Source organism: Pseudoalteromonas sp. C8 (genome assembly GCF_011378685.1).
Lineage (GTDB): Bacteria > Pseudomonadota > Gammaproteobacteria > Enterobacterales > Alteromonadaceae > Pseudoalteromonas > Pseudoalteromonas arctica.
The window spans coordinates 1-23,043 of the sequence record NZ_WTKT01000015.1 but is presented as its reverse complement, the minus strand read 5'-3'; the positions used below and the strand labels follow the sequence as shown (position 1 = coordinate 23,043).

24 protein-coding genes are annotated in these 23,043 nt (G+C 39.2%); 14 read left to right on the top strand and 10 right to left on the bottom strand.

All coding sequences use genetic code 11. The features are described 5' to 3' along the window. Positions 1-3: 3 nt before the first annotated feature. The 4 genes from GQR39_RS14440 to GQR39_RS14425 are packed head-to-tail and all read right to left on the bottom strand — an operon-like array spanning position 4 to position 3,572. Positions 4-774 carry an SDR family oxidoreductase gene (locus tag GQR39_RS14440; RefSeq protein ID WP_165735954.1) on the bottom strand — a complete coding sequence of 257 codons (771 nt, stop codon included), beginning with the start codon at positions 772-774 and terminating at the stop codon, positions 4-6. Then, positions 771-1,460, bottom strand: coding sequence for an iron-containing redox enzyme family protein (locus GQR39_RS14435; protein ID WP_165726406.1), 690 nt, complete (start codon positions 1,458-1,460; stop codon positions 771-773). Before GQR39_RS14435 ends, GQR39_RS14440 begins: the two co-directional genes overlap by 4 nt. Next, on the bottom strand, positions 1,453-2,922 hold the full coding sequence (locus tag GQR39_RS14430) for an AMP-binding protein (protein WP_165735953.1): 1,470 nt from the start codon (positions 2,920-2,922) through the stop codon (positions 1,453-1,455). The genes GQR39_RS14435 and GQR39_RS14430 overlap by 8 nt, the downstream gene beginning before the upstream one ends. Continuing rightward, positions 2,919-3,572, bottom strand: a complete 654-nt coding sequence (locus GQR39_RS14425) for a thermostable hemolysin (RefSeq protein WP_165735952.1) — start codon at positions 3,570-3,572, stop codon at positions 2,919-2,921. Before GQR39_RS14425 ends, GQR39_RS14430 begins: the two co-directional genes overlap by 4 nt. A 275-nt stretch (positions 3,573-3,847) precedes the next feature. On the opposite strand from GQR39_RS14425, the gene GQR39_RS14420 reads away from it, so the two are divergent. The 5 genes from GQR39_RS14420 (at position 3,848) to GQR39_RS14400 (ending at position 8,083) form a co-directional block, all read left to right on the top strand. Continuing rightward, complete coding sequence (locus GQR39_RS14420; RefSeq protein WP_165735951.1) at positions 3,848-4,471, top strand: fused MFS/spermidine synthase; 624 nt, start codon at positions 3,848-3,850, stop codon at positions 4,469-4,471. After that, the gene (locus GQR39_RS14415) at positions 4,464-5,348 is read left to right on the top strand and encodes a fused MFS/spermidine synthase (protein ID WP_121953523.1); all 885 of its coding nucleotides are present in this window, start codon (positions 4,464-4,466) and stop codon (positions 5,346-5,348) included. The genes GQR39_RS14420 and GQR39_RS14415 overlap by 8 nt, the downstream gene beginning before the upstream one ends. A 134-nt stretch (positions 5,349-5,482) precedes the next feature. Next, complete coding sequence (locus GQR39_RS14410) at positions 5,483-5,950, top strand: MarR family transcriptional regulator (protein WP_007583567.1); 468 nt, start codon at positions 5,483-5,485, stop codon at positions 5,948-5,950. Positions 5,951-5,958: 8 nt separating this feature from the next. Then, positions 5,959-7,023 carry an HlyD family secretion protein gene (locus GQR39_RS14405; RefSeq protein ID WP_024591513.1) on the top strand — a complete coding sequence of 355 codons (1,065 nt, stop codon included), beginning with the start codon at positions 5,959-5,961 and terminating at the stop codon, positions 7,021-7,023. Positions 7,024-7,033: 10 nt separating this feature from the next. Beyond that, positions 7,034-8,083, top strand: a complete 1,050-nt coding sequence (locus GQR39_RS14400; RefSeq protein ID WP_165735950.1) for a DUF2955 domain-containing protein — start codon at positions 7,034-7,036, stop codon at positions 8,081-8,083. Between the two features lie 113 nt (positions 8,084-8,196). Here the strand turns inward: GQR39_RS14400 and GQR39_RS14395 are convergent, their stop codons facing one another. Next, positions 8,197-9,354, bottom strand: coding sequence for a benzoate/H(+) symporter BenE family transporter (locus GQR39_RS14395; protein WP_165735949.1), 1,158 nt, complete (start codon positions 9,352-9,354; stop codon positions 8,197-8,199). 379 nt (positions 9,355-9,733) lie between these two features. Between GQR39_RS14395 and GQR39_RS14390 the strand changes: the two genes are divergently transcribed. Beyond that, the gene (locus tag GQR39_RS14390) at positions 9,734-10,438 is read left to right on the top strand and encodes a hypothetical protein (protein ID WP_165735948.1); all 705 of its coding nucleotides are present in this window, start codon (positions 9,734-9,736) and stop codon (positions 10,436-10,438) included. Positions 10,439-10,564: 126 nt separating this feature from the next. Further along, positions 10,565-11,308, top strand: a complete 744-nt coding sequence (locus GQR39_RS14385) for a zinc-dependent metalloprotease family protein (RefSeq protein ID WP_007583576.1) — start codon at positions 10,565-10,567, stop codon at positions 11,306-11,308. A 91-nt stretch (positions 11,309-11,399) separates the two neighbouring features. On the opposite strand, the gene GQR39_RS14380 is transcribed toward GQR39_RS14385, so the two are convergent. After that, entirely contained in the window at positions 11,400-12,620 is a 1,221-nt protein-coding gene (locus GQR39_RS14380; protein ID WP_165735947.1) for an ectonucleotide pyrophosphatase/phosphodiesterase, read from the bottom strand. A gap of 163 nt (positions 12,621-12,783) precedes the next feature. Between GQR39_RS14380 and dgt the strand changes: the two genes are divergently transcribed. Beyond that, positions 12,784-14,250 (top strand): dGTPase, encoded by a 1,467-nt coding sequence (gene dgt / locus GQR39_RS14375; RefSeq protein WP_007583580.1) that lies wholly within the window; start codon positions 12,784-12,786, stop codon positions 14,248-14,250. Between the two features lie 72 nt (positions 14,251-14,322). Next, positions 14,323-15,990, top strand: coding sequence for a cell surface protein (locus GQR39_RS14370; protein WP_165735946.1), 1,668 nt, complete (start codon positions 14,323-14,325; stop codon positions 15,988-15,990). A 317-nt stretch (positions 15,991-16,307) separates the two neighbouring features. Here GQR39_RS14370 and GQR39_RS14365 read toward each other — a convergent pair whose 3' ends face one another. From GQR39_RS14365 to GQR39_RS14355, 3 genes are all read right to left on the bottom strand, one after another. After that, entirely contained in the window at positions 16,308-17,186 is an 879-nt protein-coding gene (locus GQR39_RS14365; protein ID WP_024591551.1) for a bile acid:sodium symporter family protein, read from the bottom strand. Positions 17,187-17,443: 257 nt separating this feature from the next. Beyond that, positions 17,444-18,025 (bottom strand): uracil-DNA glycosylase family protein, encoded by a 582-nt coding sequence (locus tag GQR39_RS14360; RefSeq protein WP_165735945.1) that lies wholly within the window; start codon positions 18,023-18,025, stop codon positions 17,444-17,446. A 150-nt stretch (positions 18,026-18,175) separates the two neighbouring features. After that, positions 18,176-18,532 carry a VOC family protein gene (locus tag GQR39_RS14355; protein ID WP_007583589.1) on the bottom strand — a complete coding sequence of 119 codons (357 nt, stop codon included), beginning with the start codon at positions 18,530-18,532 and terminating at the stop codon, positions 18,176-18,178. A gap of 343 nt (positions 18,533-18,875) precedes the next feature. Between GQR39_RS14355 and GQR39_RS14350 the strand changes: the two genes are divergently transcribed. From GQR39_RS14350 to GQR39_RS14340, 3 genes are read left to right on the top strand one after another with little or no spacing between them, the layout of a single operon-like run. Beyond that, a complete protein-coding gene (locus GQR39_RS14350; protein ID WP_007583591.1) occupies positions 18,876-19,217 on the top strand; it encodes a hypothetical protein in 342 nt (113 codons plus the stop codon). Further along, positions 19,214-20,815, top strand: coding sequence for a PepSY-associated TM helix domain-containing protein (locus GQR39_RS14345; protein WP_165735944.1), 1,602 nt, complete (start codon positions 19,214-19,216; stop codon positions 20,813-20,815). Before GQR39_RS14350 ends, GQR39_RS14345 begins: the two co-directional genes overlap by 4 nt. Next, a complete protein-coding gene (locus GQR39_RS14340; protein WP_007583595.1) occupies positions 20,812-21,147 on the top strand; it encodes a DUF3325 domain-containing protein in 336 nt (111 codons plus the stop codon). Before GQR39_RS14345 ends, GQR39_RS14340 begins: the two co-directional genes overlap by 4 nt. A gap of 209 nt (positions 21,148-21,356) precedes the next feature. Here GQR39_RS14340 and GQR39_RS14335 read toward each other — a convergent pair whose 3' ends face one another. After that, the gene (locus GQR39_RS14335) at positions 21,357-21,878 is read right to left on the bottom strand and encodes a lipocalin family protein (protein WP_007376693.1); all 522 of its coding nucleotides are present in this window, start codon (positions 21,876-21,878) and stop codon (positions 21,357-21,359) included. 130 nt (positions 21,879-22,008) lie between these two features. Here GQR39_RS14335 and GQR39_RS14330 point away from each other — a divergent pair, with 130 nt between their 5' ends. Both GQR39_RS14330 and GQR39_RS14325 read left to right on the top strand, forming a co-directional pair. Next, positions 22,009-22,464 (top strand): YaiI/YqxD family protein, encoded by a 456-nt coding sequence (locus tag GQR39_RS14330; protein ID WP_007376692.1) that lies wholly within the window; start codon positions 22,009-22,011, stop codon positions 22,462-22,464. Position 22,465: 1 nt separating this feature from the next. Continuing rightward, positions 22,466-23,029 carry a hypothetical protein gene (locus GQR39_RS14325; protein ID WP_007376691.1) on the top strand — a complete coding sequence of 188 codons (564 nt, stop codon included), beginning with the start codon at positions 22,466-22,468 and terminating at the stop codon, positions 23,027-23,029. Positions 23,030-23,043: the final 14 nt, after the last annotated feature.

Below are 23,043 nucleotides of genomic sequence, written 5' to 3'. Positions count from 1 at the left end.
TTGTTAACTTAAAAAACGTTTAATTTTAGGAAGTTGTTTTGCAATAGCGTTATCAACAACGCTTGGGAATGCGCCATTTATGCGTGCAAATAATTTTTCAGGAAAACCAATAAAACGCCTTGTTTGATTCGAATTTATAAGTGCTAATAACTCTTGAGCAACTAATTCTGGCGAGTCCATTTTATTACCGAGTTCTTTATTCATTGCACGCGCTTTACTGCTATTAATAGATGTATCTGTTGCTCTAGGCGCTAAATAGGTCACTTTAACGCCTGAGCCGTTAAGCTCACGCGAGAGCGCTTCTGTAAAACCACGTAAACCAAATTTACTGGCGCAATAAAGTGTTTGAAACGGGTAGCCAATACTGCCAAACGATGAGCCCACGTTAACAATGGTGCCTTTGGTATACGCTAACTGCCCTAAAAATAGCTGGCATAATTTAATAGGCACCGACAAATTAGTAATGAGCATATTGTCTATTTGCTCATTACTTGTGTGCTCTAAGCTTTGCATTGTATTTATACCGGCATTGTTAATAAGTAACTTAACGCCGCCGAGTTGCTTGGCTTTTATTGCTAAGTTAATACGTGTTGTATCGTCGGTTAAATCGCCAGCAAATATTTCACTGTCAGGGCATGCACGGCTCAGTTTTTCAAGGGCTTGGGTATTTCGCCCTACAAGCAGTAACTTCCACCCTTTTGCATATAGGGCTTTAGCAATCGCTTGCCCTATTCCGCCTGTTGCGCCAGTGAGCACACATAAAGTGCTACTCATGCCAATTTGCCTTGTGCACTAGCTTTAAAAAACGGTTCGTCATCGAGTCCACGAAATATATCGCCGTATAAACGATAAAAGCGCTTTGCACCATGAAGTATGGCTTGTTGATCCGCCTCATCTGTTATTTGGTTCATTAGGTTTTCAAAAAACTTCACATGCTCTATATCAAGTGCGCCGTGAGAGGTTAAATAACTAAATGCTTTTTTAGGTAAGCCCACAGCGCTTGCAATGTTTGAAGCTGCGCCATCAGCAAGTGCTATAGAAGTGCCTTCAAGCACATGTACCATGCCAAAAAAGCTCAATGGGTTTTTACGTGCAATAGAGTCGTACGCGTACGACACCATCATTTCGGTAGCAAATTGCGGCTGACTACACCGTACTATTTCTTTGTCAAAACCACAGGCTGCAATATCATTAAGTACCCACTCTTGATGGCCTATCTCTTCTTCAATGTATTCTGCAACGGCTTCGCGCAGCCACTCTTGATCATCGGTTAATCGCGCACCAACCGACATCATTAATGGCACGGTGTGCTTAACATGGTGATACGCTTGTGCTAAAAACGAGGCGTATTCTTCAAGTGATGCTTCGCCTTTAAAAACACGCTGAATAATAGGTGCTGCAAGCAGATAGTTTTGCTCTTGTTTAGTTTGCTCTTTAAGGGTGTTAAAAAAATCACTCATTAATTACTTCTCCAAGTCGGTAAAATTGCTCAAACACAGCATGGTACTGCTTACTTATGGCATCTCGTTTTGGGCGATTATTTGTGGTTAATAATCCTTGTTGCACACTTAATGGGGCAGCTAAACGATGCCATTTTTGAATTCGTGCATAGTCAGGTAGTTGTTTATTAATTGCGTTAATGTATTGAGCTAACGCTGGGTTACTTAGCTTTGAATCGGCGTAAATAATGGCGGTTAAAAAAGGTCGACCTTCACCAAACACAACCGCTTGTAAAATTCCGCTTTGACTTAGTAATAGTGATTCAGGCCACTCGGCACTGATGTTGCGACCCATGCTGGTAATAATTAGGTTTTTTAATCGGCCTTTAATAAATAAAGTATTTTTACGCTGCTCGACCAGATCGCCGGTTGCATACCACTGGTTTTTGTTGTGAGGTTGATGATTTAAGTAACCTAAAAACAAATCGCCTTTTATAAAAAGCTGGTCATTTTCAATTTTGGTTTGAATATGAGGTAACACAGAGCCTGCACTGTGAAAGTTATCGTTTGTGGGCGTATTTAAACTAACTACAGATGCCGCCTCAGAAAGCCCATAACCTTGGTATACCGGTAAGTTTAAGCTACGCGCTTTGGTTAATAGCATTTCGCTGACACGCGCACCACCTACGGCAATAAACTGTAACGAATTAGGCGGTTGCCACCCATCTTCTGCAAAAGTAACTAAGCATGCTAATAGTTCAGGCACTAAAATAAGCGTATTTGGCTTAACTTTATCAATAGCAGCTATAAGCTGTGCGGGCTGTTTTAATGCAGTTCCAACAAATCCTAATTTATCTAACGGCATTAAATGCACTGTACCGCCACTTTTTAAGGGGGCATACACACCGGCTATATTTTCAAGCAATACAGCAAGCGGCAATAAACATAAATGAACAGGCTTTTTAATATTAATCTTATCGCACAGAGATTGAGCTACCTGCATTTGGCTCTTTGCAGATAAACACACGCCTTTTGGTTGCCCAGTCGATCCTGATGTAAACGTTACTTTTTGAGTTTCTGGAAAATAACTGACGGGTTTAGCTACAACGATTTCGTAAATATATAATGTGTAAAACTCAAATAAAGTAATCGATGCAGTCGGCTCCCCAAGTAAAGGGTTTAGCGTGTCGCTAATAAGTAAATTAGCGCCGCATTGAGCTAGTACATATTGAATTTGTTGTTCACTAAAAAAGTGAGCAATTGGCACAGCCACTTTGTTAGAAACTGCAGTAGCGGCATCAATAACAAGCCAAGCTGGCGTATTATCGAACTTATAAGCGACACATTTGCCGTTAAAGCTTTGTAGTATTTTTACTACTTTTTGTATTTGCTGGTTAAACTCACCACCGTTAATTTCAAGTGTTTGCTCTTTATTATGGGCAATAATTAATGGCGATATTGAATGTGTATTATAGTAATTCATACATTCACCAATGCATTTACCAAAGAATTAATACTTGAGTGGTTTTGCTGCATCAAACTATAAAGCATTGGGGTATTTAATACTTGTTGGTGAGCTTGCTCTAGGCTCACAATGCATACTGTTGGTTGGTTGGCGTAATAGCTGCCCCACTTTAATGGGTTCTCAACTACAAAACTGCTCGCAAGTGCAATTTCGGTACACGTAACACCAAGTAAGCGCAATAAAGCACGCACTTTGTTGGTTGCACAAAACACTAAATGTTTTGCCCCCACACTTTGCAGAGCTTCGTTAACAATAATAAAATGTGCAAGTGTTGCTCTTCGGTTTGTAGAGCAGAGATTACCAAGTTCAAAAATCTTATTGCGAGAAATGCTCTCATCTAAAAAATCTTCAACGGGTGATGCTAAATATTGCTCAATAAACAATGGCGAAGTTGCTTGCCTTAGCCCTAACGTGCACTTTCCTTGCTCGGCAACGTATTGGCAAAGTAGTGGCATAAAAGAAGTAAGCTTAGCGTTATACGTAACTAAAAAACCTTCTTTCACTGTGTTTTCGAGATTTTTTCGATGCACATCATCAATACGAGCACTAATAAACTGACTGTTATTTTGTGTTAAACCTAATGATGTAGAAGTGTGGGCTAATTGCATAAGCTCGCTCATTTAAACCTGTTTATATTTCAGGGTTTAAACTTAACGAGTGAAACTTAAAGAAAACTTAAGAAATTTAATTTAAATGAAAAAGCGTCTTAAGTGTTAAATCGCGAGGGCCTAGGCAAGCTAAATAGATCAGAATTCAACTAACTAAAAAATCGCTATAACAAAACTTCTTTTTTAAAATTAAACTTAGGTTAATTATTACCCTAGCAGCTTTGTATGCATCACGTTAGTATGGTGATCTATTTAAGTTACATAACGATAATTACATGAGCATAAAAACAAACGCGTTAATTTACTTTTTAGCTTTTTGCAGCGGCTTTTGCATTATGGGCATTGAGCTTTTAGGTGGGAGAATTCTTGCCCCCTTTTTTGGCAGTAGCGTGCATATTTGGGGCAGTATAATTACTGTGTTTATGCTTAGTTTATCTTTTGGATATTTACTTGGTGGTAAACTCAGCACTAAAAATGCATCCCTTACCAAATATGGTTTAATATTTTTAATTGCCAGCATTATGGTTGTGCCTATTACATTATTTTCGCAGCCTATAATGGAATTTATATTTACCCATATTGAAGATAGCCGCTACGGCTCACTCTTAGCGTCAACTGCTTTATTTTTTATACCTACCGTTATTTTAGGCATGATCTCGCCCTACTCTGTGCGCTTACTGGTAACAGATAGCGATAAAAGCGGCCAAGTGGCTGGGCGTTTATACTTTGTAAGTACGCTTGGCAGTGCCCTGGGTACTATAATTACCTCTTTTTACTTTGTACTCGCGTTTGACGTGAATACAATTATTAGCGCCTTTGCTTTAACGCTTGGGTCACTGGGTTTAGTAGCGATTGCTATTAATACCTTGGTTAATAATAAGGAGCTTGCTCATGCTTAAATATTTGCTACTGCCATTAATTGTGTTTTCAGGTTCTGCGTTTAGTAACGTTATTCATGAAGAACGCTCGCTTTATCGCAATATTATTGTTGAAGAAACGAGCGACTTACGTTGCCTTAAATTTAATACTAAAAGTAGCCAAACAAGCCAAAGTTGCATGTATAAAAGCAATCCCGACAAACTTGTTTTTAATTACACAAAATTGACGTTTGCGAGCCTTTTAGTAACCGACAACCCTAAAAGTGTACTTATTATAGGATTAGGTGGCGGTACGCTTTCTAACGTTATTCATGAGCTATACCCCACTGCAAATATTCATAATGTTGAAATAGATCCTGCAGTAACTAAAGTTGCACGCGATTACTTTAACTTTATAGAAAACGACTTAGTGACATCAAGCGTGCAAGATGGCCGTATTTTTATAAAGCGCGCCGCTATTAAAAAGCAAAAGTACGATTGGATTATTTTGGATGCGTTTAACGGTGACTATATTCCGGAGCATTTGCTCACTAAAGAGTTTTTTGAAGAAGTACAAAGCGTATTAGCCGATGGTGGCGTCATTGCCGCAAATACGTTTTCAAGTAGTAAACTTTATGAGCATGAGTCGGCAACTTACCACGCTGTATTTGGCGACTTTATAAATGTAAGCCGCGAAAATCGCAGCAACCGTATTATTTTAGCGGGACTTAAATCAATACCGAGCGAAGCGCAAATTAACACGCGTGTTAATGCTCTCGCCCCTAAATTAGTAAAATACGGTGTAGATATAAAAGCGATTAGCCAACTTATGCACTTTACTAAAGACGGCCAAGATTGGCCTGCAGATACAAAAGTACTTACCGATCAATACTCCCCAGCTAATTTACTTAACTTTTAAAACTCCCTAAACCTCACCATTTTTATACAGGTGAGGTTTAGCAAATATTTTGCCACTTCCCGCACTTACACATATTTACTTAGCTTGCTAAGTAATGATAAAATAGTTAGCTTGCTAACTATGTTGGGATGGCTATGCCTACACAAAAACCTTTTCACGAGACGCTCGATTTAACAGTTATCGGTAATATGGGCCGAGTTCATCGCTTATGCCGCGAAGCAGTAACCATTGCTGTTGAGCCTTTGGGGCTTACTCAGTCGCGCTGGACTGCACTAATGCATATAAATATGCGTGGTGAGGGACTAACACAACTTGAACTTGCTAATAGCTTAGGGATAGAAATGCCTTCACTGACTCGCACGCTTAAGCAATTAGAGGAGCAATCGTTAATCGTTCGCCGTGTAGACAAACATGATAAGCGCAGTAAAAGACTCTATTTTACTGAGCAAAGTGATGCCATTTTACATTCATTGCAAGAGACCATTTCCGATATAAAAAATCAGTTATACAGCGGTTTATCTGTTGAGCAGCTAGATGCCATTGCATTTGGTTTGATCAAAATAGAGCAAAACGCCCTTAAATGTATTCAAGTTAATAAGTAAGGCTAAAAATGACACCGGATCAAAAGTTTGCACGCTATGTAAGGTTTTCTCTCATAGGGTTTATCTTAGTATTTATTTACTATTTAGTGGCCGATATGGTTTTGCCTGTGACACCACAGGCACGTGTATACCACCCTGTTGTGCAAATATCACCGCAAATTAGTGGCCGAGTCACTAGTGTGCAAGTTAATAATAACCAATCAGTTAAAGCGGGCGATATATTATTTAGTATCGATGAAGGCCCATATAATTTAGCCAAAGAGCAAGCTCAACTCGCGCTTGATGATGCCAAATTACAAAATAAGCGTCTTGATACCAATGTTAAAGCCCTTGAAGCACAAATTAGCGCTGCAAATGCTAAGCAGCATGAGCAAAAACTATTAAAAAGCAGAGGCGAAAAACTCTATACTCAAAAGTCTATATCAGAGCAAGAGCTTGAAAGCATTCGTGCTAATTTTGAAGCCAGTAAAGCAAATGTTGCGGCCCTAGAAGCGCAATTAGCTGAAGCAGTTTTAGCTAGAGGTGACTCAGGTAATAAAAACTTAGCTATGCGTCATGCTGCTAACCAGTTAGCGCAGGCTGAGTTAAATTTATCCTACACGCAAGTACGTGCACTAAGTGACGGCGTAGTTGCTAACTTACAGTTATTAGACGGCGCGTATGCTGTTGCAGGTAGCCCATTATTAGCTATTGTCGCTAAAAAAGCCGATTTAGTTGCCGACTTTAGAGAAAAGTCACTCTCAAATATGAAGCAAGGCACTCAAGCGCGCGTAGTATTTGATAGCCGCCCAGGTGAAGTTTACGACGCAATACTAGAAACATTTGAAGCAGGTGTTAGCAATGGTCAACTTAGTGCTAATGGTTTACTAAGTACAACAGAAACCAGCAATCGTTGGGTACGCGATGCACAGCGTCAACGTATTCATTTAAAGCTCGTAAATCATCAAGACTTAATAGCAAACATGCCAAGCGGGTCACGTGCAACAGTACAATTATTGCCCGAATCGACAATTGGGCAATGGTTTGGCTCTGCACAAATTAGGTTTATTAGCTGGTTACACTACATTTATTAATGGAGGATTTATGACTCAAATTGTTAGCCAAGGCCCACAATTAGACTCTAATGGCCTTCGCCAAGCACTACGCATTGCAGGTGGATGCACCCTTGGCTTTACTATTAGTAAATTAATGAACTGGCCTAATGGTATATTTTTTACCGTTTATCCTATGTTGATATTGGGCATGGTACCTACGTTAAGTCGTGGGCTTATAAATCAATTTATAGCATCTGCTGCATTTAGCGCGCTTATAGTGCTGATAATGCAGGGATTGTTTTCTCACTTACCAGTCGTTATGACATTATTAGTGTTTGGTGTTTTTTGCTTTTTATTTTACCAAATGAGTAGCGGTAGTGCCTTTTTATTTGGCGCTTTAGGCGTGATCAGCCTTTCTATTCAGCTACATTTTTCCAGCTATGTTGATCAAGGAAGCAGTATTTATCCGTTAATCTTAACTAATGGTTTGGCTATATTCTTAACCGTTATTATTGGAGCATTAATGCATGGCCTATTTCCTGATGTAACCGCAAGGCCTGGGCGAGTAATGCCAGCTAAAGCAAAAGAAAGTATTCGCCATGAGGTATTGTTATGCTCAACCGTGGCTACGCTCTCTTTTGTTGTTTTTCAGGTTCTTGATTTACAAGACTCAATATCTGCGCAGGCAGCTTCTGTGCTTATTTTATTTTCGTTGTGCTGGAAAGCCGCAGGTATGGCCGGTTGGCAGCGAGCAATTGGAACGCTTATAGGCTGTAATGCAGCGTTACTATCGCAACTATTTTTGTATAGTCACTCTGATTTTTTACTTTTTCCGATGGCTATTTTATGGATACTTTCGTTTGTTTTTGCGCGCTTTCATATTTTAGGCGGAGGCATACCTGGCATTGGTTTTGGTGTGTTGACTACATTTGGTATTTTGTTTGGAAATTCACTCGGGCCAGGCCAAGATCTTGTTTATAGTGCAATGTACCGGTTTAGTTCGGTATCTGTGGCTATAATCTTAAGCTTATGTGTTGTGTATGTTATGCACCACATACTTAATCGGTTTAGCGTAACTCGCCATCATACTTATGATTAGGTAAACCCTGTTTGTAAAACTAAAGGCTGCAATTGCAGCCTTTTTAATAAGCTTGGTTAAACTATTTTAATCATCTATATGAGCAATAATTTCGCTTTACATATTCACAGTTTTTAGTCTTTCCTGGTGATAATAAGCGTTAGCACACCGGCTATAATCCCCCAAAAAGCGGACCCTACTGAGAGCAATGTTAAGTTAGATGCAGTTACTAAAAAAGTGACTATTGCGGCCTCAGTATATTCAGTACCACTAAGGGCTTGCTGCAAACTATTAGCAATGGTGCCAAATAGCGCAATGCCCGCCAAAGCTAAAATAAGTGCCTGGGGTAAACTTGCTACCAAGCCAACTAATGTAGCTGCGCACAACGCCATTAAAATATAAAATACGCCAGCCGCTATACTCGCCCAATAACGTTTATCATGATTTTTATCCGCCTCATCACTCATACAAATAGCAGCAGTAATAGCGGCTAAATTAATAGAATAAGCTCCAAACGGGGCACTAAGCATATTTACAAAACCAGTCACATTAAGAGATGCAGATATAGGCGCTTTATATTTGTGCGCTTTTAAAACAGCAATACCCGGTAAATTTTGCGAGGTCATGGTAACTATATAAAGTGGTAAACCTATGCTAATGCATGCTTGCAAGTGAAAAACGGGTTCAATATAAGCAAATTCGCTCATTTTCCAATGCAGTGCACTGGTATCAATATGGCCCATTTGCCAAGCGAGTAGTACACCTATAATAAGCACACTTAACATAGCAAAGCGGGCAAAAAAGCGTTTACCAATAAAGTACATAACAACCATTAAGCCAATCACTAAAGGCATGTCGTTCATAAAATTAAAAACATCAATACCAAAGGTAACAAGTACGCCGGCCAACATGGCGCACGCAAGCTCACTTGGAATACGGTTCATTATTTTTTCAAACCAGCCCGTCACCCCCGACAAAAAAACGAGCAATGCACTGAGCATAAACGCGCCAATAGCCTCGTTTAAGTTATACCCTTGTGCACTTGAAATCAGTAATGCAGCCCCCGTGGTAGACCACGCAATTAAAACAGGCACTTTGTAATAGTACGACAAACCTATTGACGTTGTGCCCATCACTAAACCAAGCATTAAAATCCAACTAGCTACTAAATCGGGCGTGCCTCCAAGGGTTATCACTACCTGATAAATCAATGCAATAGAGCTCGAAAAACCAATAATTACAGCCACAAGTCCTGCTGTAATTCGGTTAAGCAACTGATCAGACACCTTCATAAATCCCTCGTAATGCCATTTATGCAGCACACAACATACGTGCCCGATAAATGCATTGCAATTAGCGATTAGTTTACAAAGAGTGAAAAAAATTCACTTTTTATTTTTCATTGTAATTAACGTCAAAAAGTCACTTTTAACCATTGTATTTAACTAAACAAACAAGTACCCACAAACGCGCCAAAGGCCGCATAAACCCTACAAAAAACCAATACTAAAAAGAGTGAAAAACATACCAAAAATAAATATCCTTATATTTTATAAGGAATTATGAAATTTAGAATTAATTCTTTTCGGTTACATTTATTATCTTGATCTAATCCATTTAATAATATAAAACGTAACAAACAGTTAACTAAAAACACTAAAAGAGAAACAAATGAAGAGATCTGTCGTCTTACTAATTGCTATACCATTATCGGCATTTGCAGTTTATGGGCTATTTTTTAATGCAGATGAAACGGGCGAACCTATCGCGCCTGTTGCTATTGATTTTGTTCCTATTGATTTACAAAAAACGCGCAATACACATCCCCCTGCACCTATTGATATGAGTAAAGATCCAATTACCGTTAAACCTATTGTTGCCCCTAACAATAATTTACCGTTTGAAGAATTTGATGCCGTAAATCGCCTATCCGACAAAGCAAAGCAAGTGCTTATAAACGCAAAAGTTTTACCTACCGACTTGCATAACGAAGCCTACATTGAGTTTGATTTAAATTCTTTACAGGCTTTAGAAACTGGCGAAAATTTTGATTTAGCTATTCCGCAAACAGCCGAAACATTCACCGCAGAAGTGACTAATGTGGTTGAGTCTGAAAATGGCGATAAGAGCATATTTGGCAAAATAGTGGGTGTTGACGGTCGCATGCATAATACCGTTTTAACGGTAGGTAAAGATGCCGTATATGGTCAATTTACTGCGCCTTCTGGCAATTATGTATTCGAAAGTAAAGGTAAGTACGGATGGATTGCAGCAAAACGCGATTTATATAAAAGCCACATAGAGCATGATGTAACCGCACCAAAACCCAAATCAGATAAAAGCATCGATATATTTGCACCAAAAATTGATGGCTAACCAATAATCAAAATATAAAAAACAACTAAAGCTGCACTATAGGGCAACTTTAGTGTGTCTGCTTTTTATGAGCTCAACCAAGTTAAAAACAAGTTCCAACCACAACAAGAGTAAGGAAATACAATAATGAAAAAAGTAATCACAACAACCGCACTGGCTGCGGCATTATGTGCAGCAAGTGTTGCACAAGCAGAAACAATCGATATCGGTATTTTATATACCGACCAATCAGCTGCTGCAACTAGCAATATTGACACTAAAATAAATCAACTAATTGCTTTTAGTAATCAGGTATATAGCCAAAATGGCGTTGATATAACACTACGCTTAGCTGGCAAACAAAACTTAGGTGACTATGCAGTAACGCCGTCTGAGGATTGGTTAGATTCGGTTACAAATAGCAGCTACGTAGATGGTTTACGCAGCGATTGGAAAGCCGACATGATTGCCGTATTAGGTACTGGTCAAAGTGCTGGCAATGGGCTTATTTCATGCGGTTTAGCATGGGTTGGCCAAGGCACTAATGGCAATCTATACAGCTCAATGAGCAGCCGTATGTACTCAATCACTGCAATTGATTGTGGTGCAACTACATTTGTACACGAACTTGGTCATAACCAAGGTTTAGCGCATTCACGCAAACAAGGTGATACGTCTGGCGGTGTATATGTAGATGGCATGGGTCACGGCGTACAAAACGAGTTTGCAAGTATAATGGCTTACCCGCACGTTTACGGTAGCGCTACTCAGTACGATTACTTCTCTAACCCTGGCTGGAGCGTAAACGGTATTGCATTTGGTATTACAAACCAAGCGCATGCAATTCGCACAGTTACTGCTACAAAAACAAGTATTGCTAACTTTAAATAAGCTGCCCAATAAAAAAGTGGGCTAAATAGCCCACTTTAAAGTTTTAACATGTTCTTCCCTGCAGAGCGCTTACGCGCTCTTTTAGATTAAGCTAATGCACAACGATTTTTTGCTTAATTGCTGGCATTAATGTTTTACCATTGCCATCTACTTTGTTTAACAATTTAAGTCCCATCACTTTTGCAAGTACTGGGTAAATATCAAGGTTATTTACTTCTTTAAGGCTTACACCTTGTTTAAATGCAGGGCCTACAGCAATAAATGATGCTGCCATATCCTCGGTATATGCATAACCGTGAGTCCCTAAATAGGTTGGTTTTTTACCATTGGTAAATACCGCTGGCGCTGTAGTTTGCACCACAATATCGCCTACGCGAGTGCCTTTATTGTAATGATACGCTACTAATTGTTCGTCAGTTAATACTGTATAACGACCGTTTGACGCATCTCGTAAACGTGCTTTGTAACCTTCAATATCAGCGTTTTTAGCATCAGGCTGAGTATAAATAAGTAAACGTGGGCCAGTATTTTTAACTAAAAAGTTTTCATCTTGAGGTAGTGTGGTTGTGTCAATGCTTTTATCTGGATCTATACTCGTCATACCGTGATCCGACACAATAACTAAGTTTACCTCTTGCTCTAATTTACTTAAGCGAGTTTGTAATTGCCCCATTAATTCATCAAGCTGTTTAACTGCATCACGCGTTTGTGGTGCGTCTGGCCCAAATTCATGGCCCATGCTATCAACTAGCGAAAAGTAACTCGCAATAAAGCGTGGGCGCTGTGCTTTTGGTAAGCTTAACCACTGAATAATTTGATCAACACGGCTTTGGTAATCGCTGTATTTAGAATAGTGATAAAAGTAATCTGGTGTCATGCCGTTAAATAATGCATCTGACTCAGGCCAAAAATAAGTAGCCGATTTAAGCCCCTGCATTTTTGCTAAATTCCAAAGCGGAATACCCTTTACCCATGTGCTATCGCCTAATGCTTTGCCCATGCTGTAACAGTCGTTTTTACGCGCTTTATCACAAAAGCTATTATCAACAATGCCATGGTTTACCGGCAGTAAGCCCGTAATAATAGAAATATGATTAGGAAACGTTTTAGTTGGATAAACAGGTATTAGCTTTTGTGCGCGAACACCGCGCTCGGCCATTGCTTTTAAATTTGGCGCGCCGTGTTTTTCAATATAATCCCAACGCAGGCCATCAATTGATACAAGCACCACAGTTTGCTCTTTTGCAGCAAATGCGCTGTTCATTCCTAACATTAGGCAAATTGATACTGCCTTTAAAATCCACTGTTTCATTATAAACACCTATAAATGCACAACAATTACTCAAAAAATTATTTTAAAGCAAGTTGTTACTTTATGATACAAACTGATAGATTAAACCCTGTATATTAAAGACAAATGACTATGTGCTAAAAACTATGCCAGTCATCAATTGTAAAAAAGGACAAGTATAAAGATGACCATAGATTTTAGTAAAAAAATAACGCCAGCACGAATGTACCGCACAACCTCTAACTTACAGATGGCGCTAGAAAGCGACCGTGGCCGTATTATTAACAGTGCCGCTATTCGCAGGCTGCAGCAAAAAACACAAGTGTTTCCGCTTGAGCGCAACGCAGCTGTACGCTCTCGCCTTACCCACTCGCTTGAGGTACAACAGGTTGGTCGTTTTATAGTGCAACGTATTTTTGCTAATTTAAGCTACCAACAACAAAAAGATTACGGCTTAACCGACCTAGAACGCCCGCTAGAAAGCCTAGTAGAAATGGCCTGCCTAATGCACGACATAGGCAACCCGCCATTTGGGCACTTTGGCGAAGCAGCTATTAACCACTGGTTTAATAACAACCTAGCAAGCGTAACACCCGAGCGCTGTAAAGAACCAAACACCGGTATAGGTGTTGTTTTTAAACACCTTGCGCTTGATATTTGTAACTTTGAGGGCAACGCTCAAGGCATACGTATAATTCATTCTTTGCAAACGCTTAATTTAACCTACAGCCAAAGTGCTGGTATTTTAAAATACACTCGCCCTGCTGGGCTTGATGTAAAAGACATACCCCAAAATAAAAACTACTTAATGAAAAAAGTGGGTTACTACTACAGCGAAAAAAACTTTGTTGAAGCGCTACAAAAAGAGCTCACTATTGAGCCTTACTGCCGCCATCCTGCAAGTTACATAATGGAAGCCGCTGACGATATTTCTTATTGCCTAGCCGACATAGAAGACGCCGTAGAAAAAGACATAATAAGCACTGAGTTGCTGTGCGAAAAACTTAAAAGTAGTTACAAAAAAGTATTAATAAACCTGTTAATCGACGACGCTCAACATCAAAATTTTGTAGACAAAGCCGTAGACTACGCACTAGAGCGTGCACAAGCACAACCCTATAATTTTAATAGTGAATTTTTTATATACCTGCGGGTTGCATTGCTACATCCGCTAGTAAATCACGCCGCAAAACGCTTTATCGAAAATATAGAACCTATTTATCATGGCGATTTTAACCAAGCGCTTTTAGAAGATAGAAGCCATCTACATGCAGTAACTAAAACACTAAAGCAGGTAGCGCTTGAGCATGTATTTTCAAACAAAGAAGTCGAAAAATTAGAGCTACAAGGGTATCGCATAATTAATGGTTTGCTCGATTGCTATAAACCATTACTGCTACTAAACAAGGATGACTTTAAGCGTGCACTAAATGGCGATTCACGTTTATTAATAGAGTCGCGACTTGTTAAAAAGCTCTCTAAAAAGCACTTAAATAGTTACCAACACGCAATAGATGCGATGCAAGAAGAGCCCGATCACTTTGCTGCATACGAGTTTTATTATCGTTGTAGATTAATCCAAGATTATATAAGCGGTATGACCGACCAATTTGCTTACGATGAATATCGTAGCCTTATGGTTATTGATTAGTTGTATTACTCTGGATAATTTTTAATTTTGCGCTTAAAATCAAACTATTAATATTTAAGCGCGCATAACTTCATGATATCAAAACTAATTAGATTTACCCTTTGCTTTGCCTTATTTTATAGTGCGCAAAGTGCTGCATACAACGAAGCTATGTGCATTTTAATTAAACAAGAAATGCAGCAAAATAGTAATAATAAAGCGAGTCAAAAATATCGTAAAGCTGCGCGTGATTACAAAAATAACTGTAATAAGCCAAAAGAAATTCAAGCACAACCTAAGCCCCAAATAATAGAGCCTGAGCCGACTATTATTACTCAGCCACAACCTAAAATTGTTGAACCTGCCCCTGTAATTAAACCCACTGAAAAAGCTGTTAAAGAAAGCATCAACGAGCAAACTCTTAATTTAACTAATGATCAAAAACAACAAATAAACGATCAGCTAAATACCAACAGTAACGAAATAGTAATTGATGCAGAGCCAACAAAAGCAGCACCCGAGCAAGTAGTTATAGAGCAAAAAAACGAAGCTGTGATAGAGCAAGTAAAACCGGCGACGCCAGAGCAAAGCGTTCAACCTACGCCTGAAAAGCCTGTACCTGTAAAACCAGCACCGGTGTTAACTAAACCAGCGCCTGTAATTGCGCCGCAACCTGTAGCGCAGAGCCCAAGCTCGTTACTTTTACCCACTTTAATACTTGTTATAGTGGTACTTATTGGCGCTATGATAGTCGTGCGCCTGCGCCGTGCAAAACAAAGTAAAGCGATGGCAGAACCGACTATAGCGGCTCCACCTGAAGTTAAATCAGAAAAAATTGCTACGCCAGCTAAACCTGAAATTAAAGCAACAAAGCCAGTACAAACAACAAAAGAGCCAGAGATTGAGCCTGTCGTCATTAACGAAGCAACTCAAAATAATAAAGCAGTTGAGAGCAGCGTAGCGACAAATGAAGAGCCTTTAGAGCCTACGAACACTACACAAAATGCTGATATTGAACATACACCACCGCAAATTTCAGATGAGCAAAATAACGTAGTTACTCCATCGCAAACAAGCGAAATTGAGCCTGCACAAATGGAGCCAGCAGATACTTTAGAGCAAACAAGTACCGCTACGTTTAACGAAGTAAAACAAAAACCAGAGCCTAATACCGCCGAGTTTGAAGCCGCCGCCAAAACAACCTTAGAGCGCATTAAAAATGCCAGCAGCTTTAATGAGCCAGAGGTACGCGACTTTGACCCAGATGCAAAGCAAGTAAAAAAACAACGTAAGCACTATACAGCGCAAGTAACGGAATCTGCGCCAATAGAAGCCGAACACAACACTGTAGAGCCGGTTATTACTACTCCTGAGCCAGTAACAGCGAGTGAGCCGGTTATAGATTTACACGCTCCAGAGCAAATATCTGACGCTCAATCGACTACGTATACAACCGAGCAAGACTTTAAAGAACCAGAGGTGCGTACATTTAACCCAGATGCACCATTACCTGGTGAAAAGCCGATGCCTAAAAAAGAAGACGCGATACCTGAGCAAGCACAAACAACACCGCTAGTTGATGAGCCAGTAATTGAGCCTAAAAAAGCGGACAGTAACAATCCATTTGCTAACTTATCGTTAGACTCAAGCTGGGATCCTGACTCGGCTGAAAAGCCCACAATAGAAGAGAAAAAACGCGCCCCTAAATCACAAGCATTAATAGATGCAGAAGAACGCGCTAAAAACATGCAAACCAAATAGTAAGTTTTAAAGTAGCGCCTCATATTTGAGGCGCTGTTTTAGTAACCACATAATCAACTGCTTTTCACCGTATTACTTACACTCTTATCCCATCCTAAAATGCGCCTTAGTAATTAGAAGTTTCACTCCTCGCGCAAACAAGCTCAGCGCCTAGTGCAATATTCAAGCTTAAGAGTCTTTTGTAAGCCTACAACTTGTTGACGCGATGGGTGCAGAGCATACATTTAACAGGTAGTATTTTTAGACTGGAGTTTACGGCTACGTTATCCGTAGCCTTAAATTAAAGTAACTTGGTCAACATGCCCTAATTAAAAGTCCTAGTTAACAGCCCTAGCGGTACGTTTATTTTTAAGCTTTAACCCGCCAATTAATAGCAGTGGCCCTATAAACATAGCAAGGCCATACACGCCACCGGTAACCGCGTATTCTGGTTTATTCAAAAAGCTAATAGCAATTAAAATAGCTAACGATGCATTTTGAATTCCAACCTCAATTGAAAGCGTCAGCGAATCCGTTAAATTTAATTTTGAACACTTAGCAATTAACCAACCAACAACCATTGAACCAATATTAAGTGCTATGCACGCCCAAAATACATCGTTAAATGAGCTAACTAATAAATCGCGCTCTTTTATTACTAGTGCGGCAATCATCATAAGCATAAAAAACAACGAGAAGCGTCTAAAAAACGGCTCTGCTTTAATGGCAAAATCACTTTTAAAGTGACGTAACCAAATGCCTATAGCAACTGGCACTAAGGTAATAAAAAATAACCCTAATGAAGTAGTTAAAATAGAAAAAGTAGCATCGTCTGCTGGGGCAAACTGGCTCATAGCAAAGCCAATAATAAACGGTGTGGTTATTATACTAATTGCGGTAGAGGCAGCGGTTAAACTTACCGAAAGTGCTAAATTAGCTTTAGCAAGCTGGCTTACTACATTTGACATAGTACCGCCGGGGCAGGCAGCTAATATCATTAAACCAATAGCGATAGGCGTTGGTAGGTTAAGTAAATAACACAGCCCTAATGCTAATAAAGGCATTGCTACAAGTTGGCCTATTAAACCCATAACAATGGCAAGCGGGCTTTTAAATAGACGAGTAAAATCGTTTGTTGTGAGCCCAAGACCCATACCAAACATAATAAGTGCAAGAGCGAGCGGAAGTATTACTTCGGTTAATATAGATGCATTCAAATTAGACAGCCTCGTTTGTTATTGTTTTTAATTGGAGTGTTAATTTTTAAGTTAACTGTATACCAATTCGCTTAATTAAGTGATCTATTTTGAGGATGGAAAAACGTGTTGATAGCTAGGCAAAAAATTCGCTATTTAGTTGTTCTAAATGAGAATTTTTTAACACAGGTAGCGACACGTTTAGCCCCGCAAAATGATTAAGTATTATTGCGGATTGGTATAACGCCCCTTTACAATAAATCCTAATGCTAGAAGCATTACTTATTTAAAATAGTAGCAATGCGTTTACCCAGTTCTGGAAGTACATCTTGCTCAAACCATGGATTCTTTTTAAGCCATATATTATTACGCGGACTGGGGTGTGGAAGCACTAAATAATTTGGCCAATACTCATGCCACGATTTTACTAACTCCGTAAGTGGCATTTTTTTAGTCTCCGGTAAATGATACGCCTGCGCGTATTTACCTAATACTATTGTCAGCTCAATATTTGGTAGTGCAGCCAATAATTGCTCGCGCCATGCTGGGGCACATTCTTTTCTCGGTGGTAAATCACCCGACTTACCCCTACCCGGGTAGCAAAAGCCCATAGGTAAAATTGCTATATTATTAGCATCGTAAAATTCATCCCTTGTTAGCCCAAGCCATTCTCGTAGGCGGTTTCCGCTTGCGTCGTTAAACGGCACGCCTGTTTCGTGAACTTTTATACCCGGTGCTTGGCCCGCGATTAAAATACGTGCGTTTGGGTTAAATTGTATTACAGGTCGAGCCCCTAAAGGTAAATGAGGATCACAGATCACGCATTTACTAACTTGGTCTATTAATTGGTGACTATTCATGTTTATTTGGCCTTAAATGCTTAATTTTTATCCTAAATGGCCATTTAGGATAAATGAGTTGGTAAAAAATCGGTTTATTTTATCTAAAATGGCGATTAGTTAGTAAAATCCTGATCTTTAAGCTTAAATGCCCTACAGCCCTTATAGTACCTAGTGTTCTTTCGCCCATACCGCAAATTCGTTACCACTTGGTTCTGTAAAGTGAAACCGACAACCGCCAGGAAACTCAAAAATAGGTTTTAATATTACTCCGCCAAATGTCTCTACTTTTTTAAAGGTTGCGTGTATGTCGTCGCTATAAAAAATAAGTAATGCTGCCCCATGCTGAGTTAGTGATTTTAATGGAGCCTGAAAAATCCCACCATCTAACCCCTGCCCACTAAACGCCGTGTATTCTGGGCCGTAGTCAGTAAACTGCCAATTAAATACATGACTAAAAAAGGCCTTAGTTGCGGGTAAGTCGCATGCAGGAAACTCTACGTAATTTAATTTTTCGTGATCGCTCATCGTTATTTCACTCTTTATTTTTACTCAGTTTATTAACCTTAAGCTTTACATGCAGCCTGTGCAATATCATTAAACAATAACAGATCAGTATTTTACTAAGTAATCTGAACTCTGGATAATAAATCTATCTCGAGCAGCTATTTTCAGCGCTAGAGAAAATAAATTTAAATATCACCATAATTCAATACGTATAAAACCTGTTAACCAAGGTTCAGGTTAAGTAAGAAGGATAATTTACTAAAAGTTAGTCGCCGTAAATGAGAATAGCTATCTTTTGTATTTGTAACATATATAATAGCGCCTTTGTTTTATCCTCAGCTTTAAATAAAGGGATTAATTAACTATGCAGGCACCTTTGCACAGTGCGCCATTCGATAAGGTTAACGTAATTGCGCTTATAGTAAAAAGCGTAAGCAGTTATCGAGTTTTGGTATTTTTACGTTTTTTTATTGCCATAATTGGTGGCTATGCCTTTACCTCTGCAAGTACTGCGTTATTAAGTTTTGTATTGCCAATAGCTAAGCAAGACGCTGTACTGTTTAGTGTTTCAATCAGCATTTTAATTTATGCCGTAGTATTTATTTATGCCTTTAGCGTTAAATCATTAAGAAAAGTGTGGATCAGTATTTTACTAAGTACAGGTGCGTTTATCGGATTGCTTGTATTACTAAAGGGTTGGGTATGAAAGACAGCTTTTTCAGATCGATGACTTGGTTACACACTTGGGTAGGGTTACTCGTTTGTTGGTTATTATATTTAATATTTTTTGCAGGAACACTTAGCTTTTTTAGAGACGAAATAACGCTGTGGAATCAACCTGCCATACATAATGTACAAGCCCAAACACAGCGTATAGAAGCGCAAAAACAACAAATAATTACAGGGTTCGATTACTTAGCTAACCATGGAGCTAACTCATCAAGCTGGCGTATTACATTACCTGAGCCGCGTATTCCTTATTTAATTTATGGTTATGCAAAGCCAAAAGAGCCAGGCCAGCGCCGCAGCCAGTTTAAAAACACACAGTTAAACCCCAATACCATGAAAGAGCTTGAGACCTTTGTAGATACTAAAGGTGGTAACTTTTTTTATCGGCTGCACTATGATTTACATTACATGGATGCAATAACCGCACGCTGGATTGTGTGCTTTGCTAGCTTTTTTATGCTAATTGCCATTATATCGGGTGTGGTTATTCATAAGCGTATTTTTAAAGATATGTTTAGCTTTAGACGCAACAAAGGCAGCCGTACATGGTTAGATGCCCATAATTTAAGCTCTGTGCTTGCCCTTCCTTTTCATTTAATGATTACTTACACAGGCATTATTACGCTTATATTTATGTTGTTCCCTTACCCTGCGCAAACGTCTTACGATGACGGCATGCGTGGCTTTTTTAATGATGTAACGCCTCGCAACACCATGACCGATAAAGCCCAAGGCGAATCGTCAATGGTGCCGATTAAAAGCATTTTGGATCAGGTTTATACTAAGTGGCCTCATGCAGATATTACTCGCGTACAAGTTAACCAACCAAATATGGCAGCTTCAACAATTACCGTATTGGTAAGCGCAGGTAAAACACTACGTGACCAAGCACCACGCTTAATATTTAGTGGTGCTACAGGGCAAATGGTCGCTAAAACTGATGACGAACTAACTAGCAGCAAAGCGCTTTACGAGTCGCTTAATTCAATGCATACGGGGCGTTTAGCTACGTGGTTGTTGCGCTGGTTATACGTATTAGGCGGTATTGCAGGCTGTGTAATGATTGGCTCTGGCTGTATTATGTGGGCTAAGCGAATTCGCGAGCGAACTAAAAATAACGTTAAACCTTCGTTTGGTTTAAAACTAGTTGAAGGGTTAAACCTAGCCACTATTATGGGACTTCCACTGGCAACGTGTGCATTTTTTATTGCTAACAGACTACTTAGCCCAACTACCGCAGAGCGCGCCGATAAAGAAATACTCGCGTTCTTTTTAACATGGCTAGCAGTTGCTCTTTTAGCACTTATAAAGCGCGACACACTGCAATGGCGAGTTATGGCAGCTATAAATGCTGTTGCATGTTTAAGCGTACCGGTTATTAATGCACTTACAACTAACGGTAATATAGTTAGCTATTTGATGCACAAACAGTGGGCTTTATTTACTTTTGATGCACTATTTTTGTTATTTAGTATATTATTTTTTATACAAACCGAAAAATTACGTACTGCTAAAAACAACTCAAAAATAATCAGCCCTAGTCAATCTAATAACCTTAAAAGGCAAAAACCATGATTGATTTACTTGGGTTTAGCCTATGCCTGCTCAGTTTTAACTGTTTTGCGCTGGCTAAGTATAATCATTTTAAAGATGTATTTAAAAAACGCCCTACAGAATCCCAACGTAAAAAGCTGCTATTAGCTGCTTGGATCAGTATTTTACTAAGCTTGGTGCTTTGTATAGTTACTCAAGGTGGTTATGGAACATTACTATTTTGCGGGTTTATGAGCCTAAGTGTCTTAATTATAATGGTTTTTTATAATTTTTTAGTAGGCTACGTAAAGTGGTTTAGTGTTTTAAATAGCGTGTTAGTTGTACTAAGTGGGTTGTTTTTAGCATTAAACTAGCCTTAGTTAGTAAAAACGTGATCCGTTACTTTCCCATAGATTAGGCAAAAAAAATGGCAAGCTATATAGCTTGCCAACAATAGGGGATATTCAGTGTTTCCAATACTTACTGTCTCACGGCAAGTACACACAATATAACCATAATATATTTAAGTTACTTTACAGTTAGGTGACTCTTTTATTACTACTGTAAAGGGGCTTTACATTGTTTATTGCTCAACCCAAATTATTTCATCGGTAGCAAAGCCCAGCTCTTTAGCTTTAGTTAAAAAGTGTTCTTTAAGCTCTTTGCTAACCGTTGGTGTACGCGATAAAAACCACAAGTAATCTTTGTTGTAACTGGTTATAAATGCATATTGATAATCGGGTTGGTCAAGTTCAAAAATCACGTAAGCGCCATAAAATGGACCAAAAAACGAGACTTTAAAATGCCCGGTGTCAGTGCCCTCAACAAACTTGGCTAAGCCTTCGGCGTCATCCCATTTTTTATCATCCGTTAAATACCCTTTGTTAAGGACCTTTACTGTGCCGTCGTCGTTAATTGAATAAGTCGCGGTAACTTGCTCCATACCTTCTTCGAATGAGTGATTGAGCCGTGCTATTTCAAACCATTTTCCTTTATATTTTTGTATATCAAAGTTTTTAACAGGTGTTATTCCCTCAGGAGGGCTGGTGCAAGCACTAAGAAAAAATAGCCCTGTAATAAGTAAACCGTATTTAATAGCCTTCATGTAAGCTCCTTTTTAAATTACATAAATAGTACGTATTATCTAAATATAGATGAGTATAAAGTTTGCTAGCCGATTAAAAAAAATTGCTATAGGATCATATTAATTCTAAAGCAATAAAAATGACCATAGCATGAAAATTTGGGTAGATGCAGACGCGTGTCCTGTTGTTATAAAAGAAATACTTTTTAGAGCTGCTGAGCGTATGAAAATCGAGACTATTTTAGTGGCTAATCACGCAATGCGTATCCCGCCGTCAAAATACATAAGCCGCGTACAAGTATCGTCAGGGTTTGATGTAGCCGACGACGAAATAGTAAAACGTATTGAAAAAGGCGATTTAGTTATTACGGGCGATATTCCGCTAGCAAGTGAAGTAATTGATAACGGCGGGCAAGCACTCAACCCGCGTGGCGAGCTTTATACCACCGAGAATATCCGCTCAATACTTAACGTGCGAGACTTTATGGATACCATGCGCTCAAGTGGCGTAGAAATGAGTGGTGGGCCGCCGCCACTTAGCCAAACCGATCGCCAAAACTTTGCAAATAACCTCGACCGTATTTTAGCGCAAAACAAGGCTAACTAACTTGAATACCCAATTAGTTGGCTTAGGTGATACGCAATTTAGCGTGGCGGTATACGTAGCAAAAGCGCCGCCAATGCCGTTTTTTGAAACACTCGAATGCCTTGAGCCGGTTATAAATGAGCAAATAAATACCATAAACCAGCACTGTGGTAATGGTTGGCGCAAAGTGTTTAACGTGTACGCAAAAGTGCTATTTGCCCTGCCAAGTGAGCATTATTCATTTGCTAAACAAGCCTCTACTTGGCAACAATATCGCGATGAGTATTTACTGCAAAAAAACAGTAAAACTGCCCTGCTATTTAGCGCGCCTAACACTACTATTACGTGTGCAAATAAAGCTACTAGCAATAAAAACCAGTTGCACATAATTGCCGGTCGTACGCACGCTAAAAACTTATTACAACAAGGTAAGTTACATGCACAATTTGATTGGCTCGACGACGAGTTTGCAATAGACACCAGTAACAACATTATTGTGTGCCCATATTTTGATTATAGACAGTTAAGTAATATAAAAATTGCGAGATTAAGCGAACTAGTCGCGCAGCTAAAAATGACTAAATAACCTGATGTAATGGT

Coding starts and splice junctions, on each gene's coding strand:
- GQR39_RS14435 (WP_165726406.1), bottom strand. CDS start 1,460: ATGAGTGATTTTTTTAACACCCTTAAAGAGCAAACTAAACAAGAGCAA.
- GQR39_RS14405 (WP_024591513.1), top strand. CDS start 5,959: ATGACACCGGATCAAAAGTTTGCACGCTATGTAAGGTTTTCTCTCATA.
- GQR39_RS14360 (WP_165735945.1), bottom strand. CDS start 18,025: ATGAATAGTCACCAATTAATAGACCAAGTTAGTAAATGCGTGATCTGT.
- GQR39_RS14410 (WP_007583567.1), top strand. CDS start 5,483: ATGCCTACACAAAAACCTTTTCACGAGACGCTCGATTTAACAGTTATC.
- GQR39_RS14380 (WP_165735947.1), bottom strand. CDS start 12,620: ATGAAACAGTGGATTTTAAAGGCAGTATCAATTTGCCTAATGTTAGGA.
- GQR39_RS14340 (WP_007583595.1), top strand. CDS start 20,812: ATGATTGATTTACTTGGGTTTAGCCTATGCCTGCTCAGTTTTAACTGT.
- GQR39_RS14425 (WP_165735952.1), bottom strand. CDS start 3,572: ATGCAATTAGCCCACACTTCTACATCATTAGGTTTAACACAAAATAAC.
- GQR39_RS14415 (WP_121953523.1), top strand. CDS start 4,464: ATGCTTAAATATTTGCTACTGCCATTAATTGTGTTTTCAGGTTCTGCG.
- GQR39_RS14430 (WP_165735953.1), bottom strand. CDS start 2,922: ATGAATTACTATAATACACATTCAATATCGCCATTAATTATTGCCCAT.
- dgt (WP_007583580.1), top strand. CDS start 12,784: ATGACCATAGATTTTAGTAAAAAAATAACGCCAGCACGAATGTACCGC.
- GQR39_RS14395 (WP_165735949.1), bottom strand. CDS start 9,354: ATGAAGGTGTCTGATCAGTTGCTTAACCGAATTACAGCAGGACTTGTG.
- GQR39_RS14355 (WP_007583589.1), bottom strand. CDS start 18,532: ATGAGCGATCACGAAAAATTAAATTACGTAGAGTTTCCTGCATGCGAC.
- GQR39_RS14385 (WP_007583576.1), top strand. CDS start 10,565: ATGAAAAAAGTAATCACAACAACCGCACTGGCTGCGGCATTATGTGCA.
- GQR39_RS14370 (WP_165735946.1), top strand. CDS start 14,323: ATGATATCAAAACTAATTAGATTTACCCTTTGCTTTGCCTTATTTTAT.
- GQR39_RS14420 (WP_165735951.1), top strand. CDS start 3,848: ATGAGCATAAAAACAAACGCGTTAATTTACTTTTTAGCTTTTTGCAGC.
- GQR39_RS14440 (WP_165735954.1), bottom strand. CDS start 774: ATGAGTAGCACTTTATGTGTGCTCACTGGCGCAACAGGCGGAATAGGG.
- GQR39_RS14330 (WP_007376692.1), top strand. CDS start 22,009: ATGAAAATTTGGGTAGATGCAGACGCGTGTCCTGTTGTTATAAAAGAA.
- GQR39_RS14350 (WP_007583591.1), top strand. CDS start 18,876: ATGCAGGCACCTTTGCACAGTGCGCCATTCGATAAGGTTAACGTAATT.
- GQR39_RS14390 (WP_165735948.1), top strand. CDS start 9,734: ATGAAGAGATCTGTCGTCTTACTAATTGCTATACCATTATCGGCATTT.
- GQR39_RS14345 (WP_165735944.1), top strand. CDS start 19,214: ATGAAAGACAGCTTTTTCAGATCGATGACTTGGTTACACACTTGGGTA.
- GQR39_RS14335 (WP_007376693.1), bottom strand. CDS start 21,878: ATGAAGGCTATTAAATACGGTTTACTTATTACAGGGCTATTTTTTCTT.
- GQR39_RS14400 (WP_165735950.1), top strand. CDS start 7,034: ATGACTCAAATTGTTAGCCAAGGCCCACAATTAGACTCTAATGGCCTT.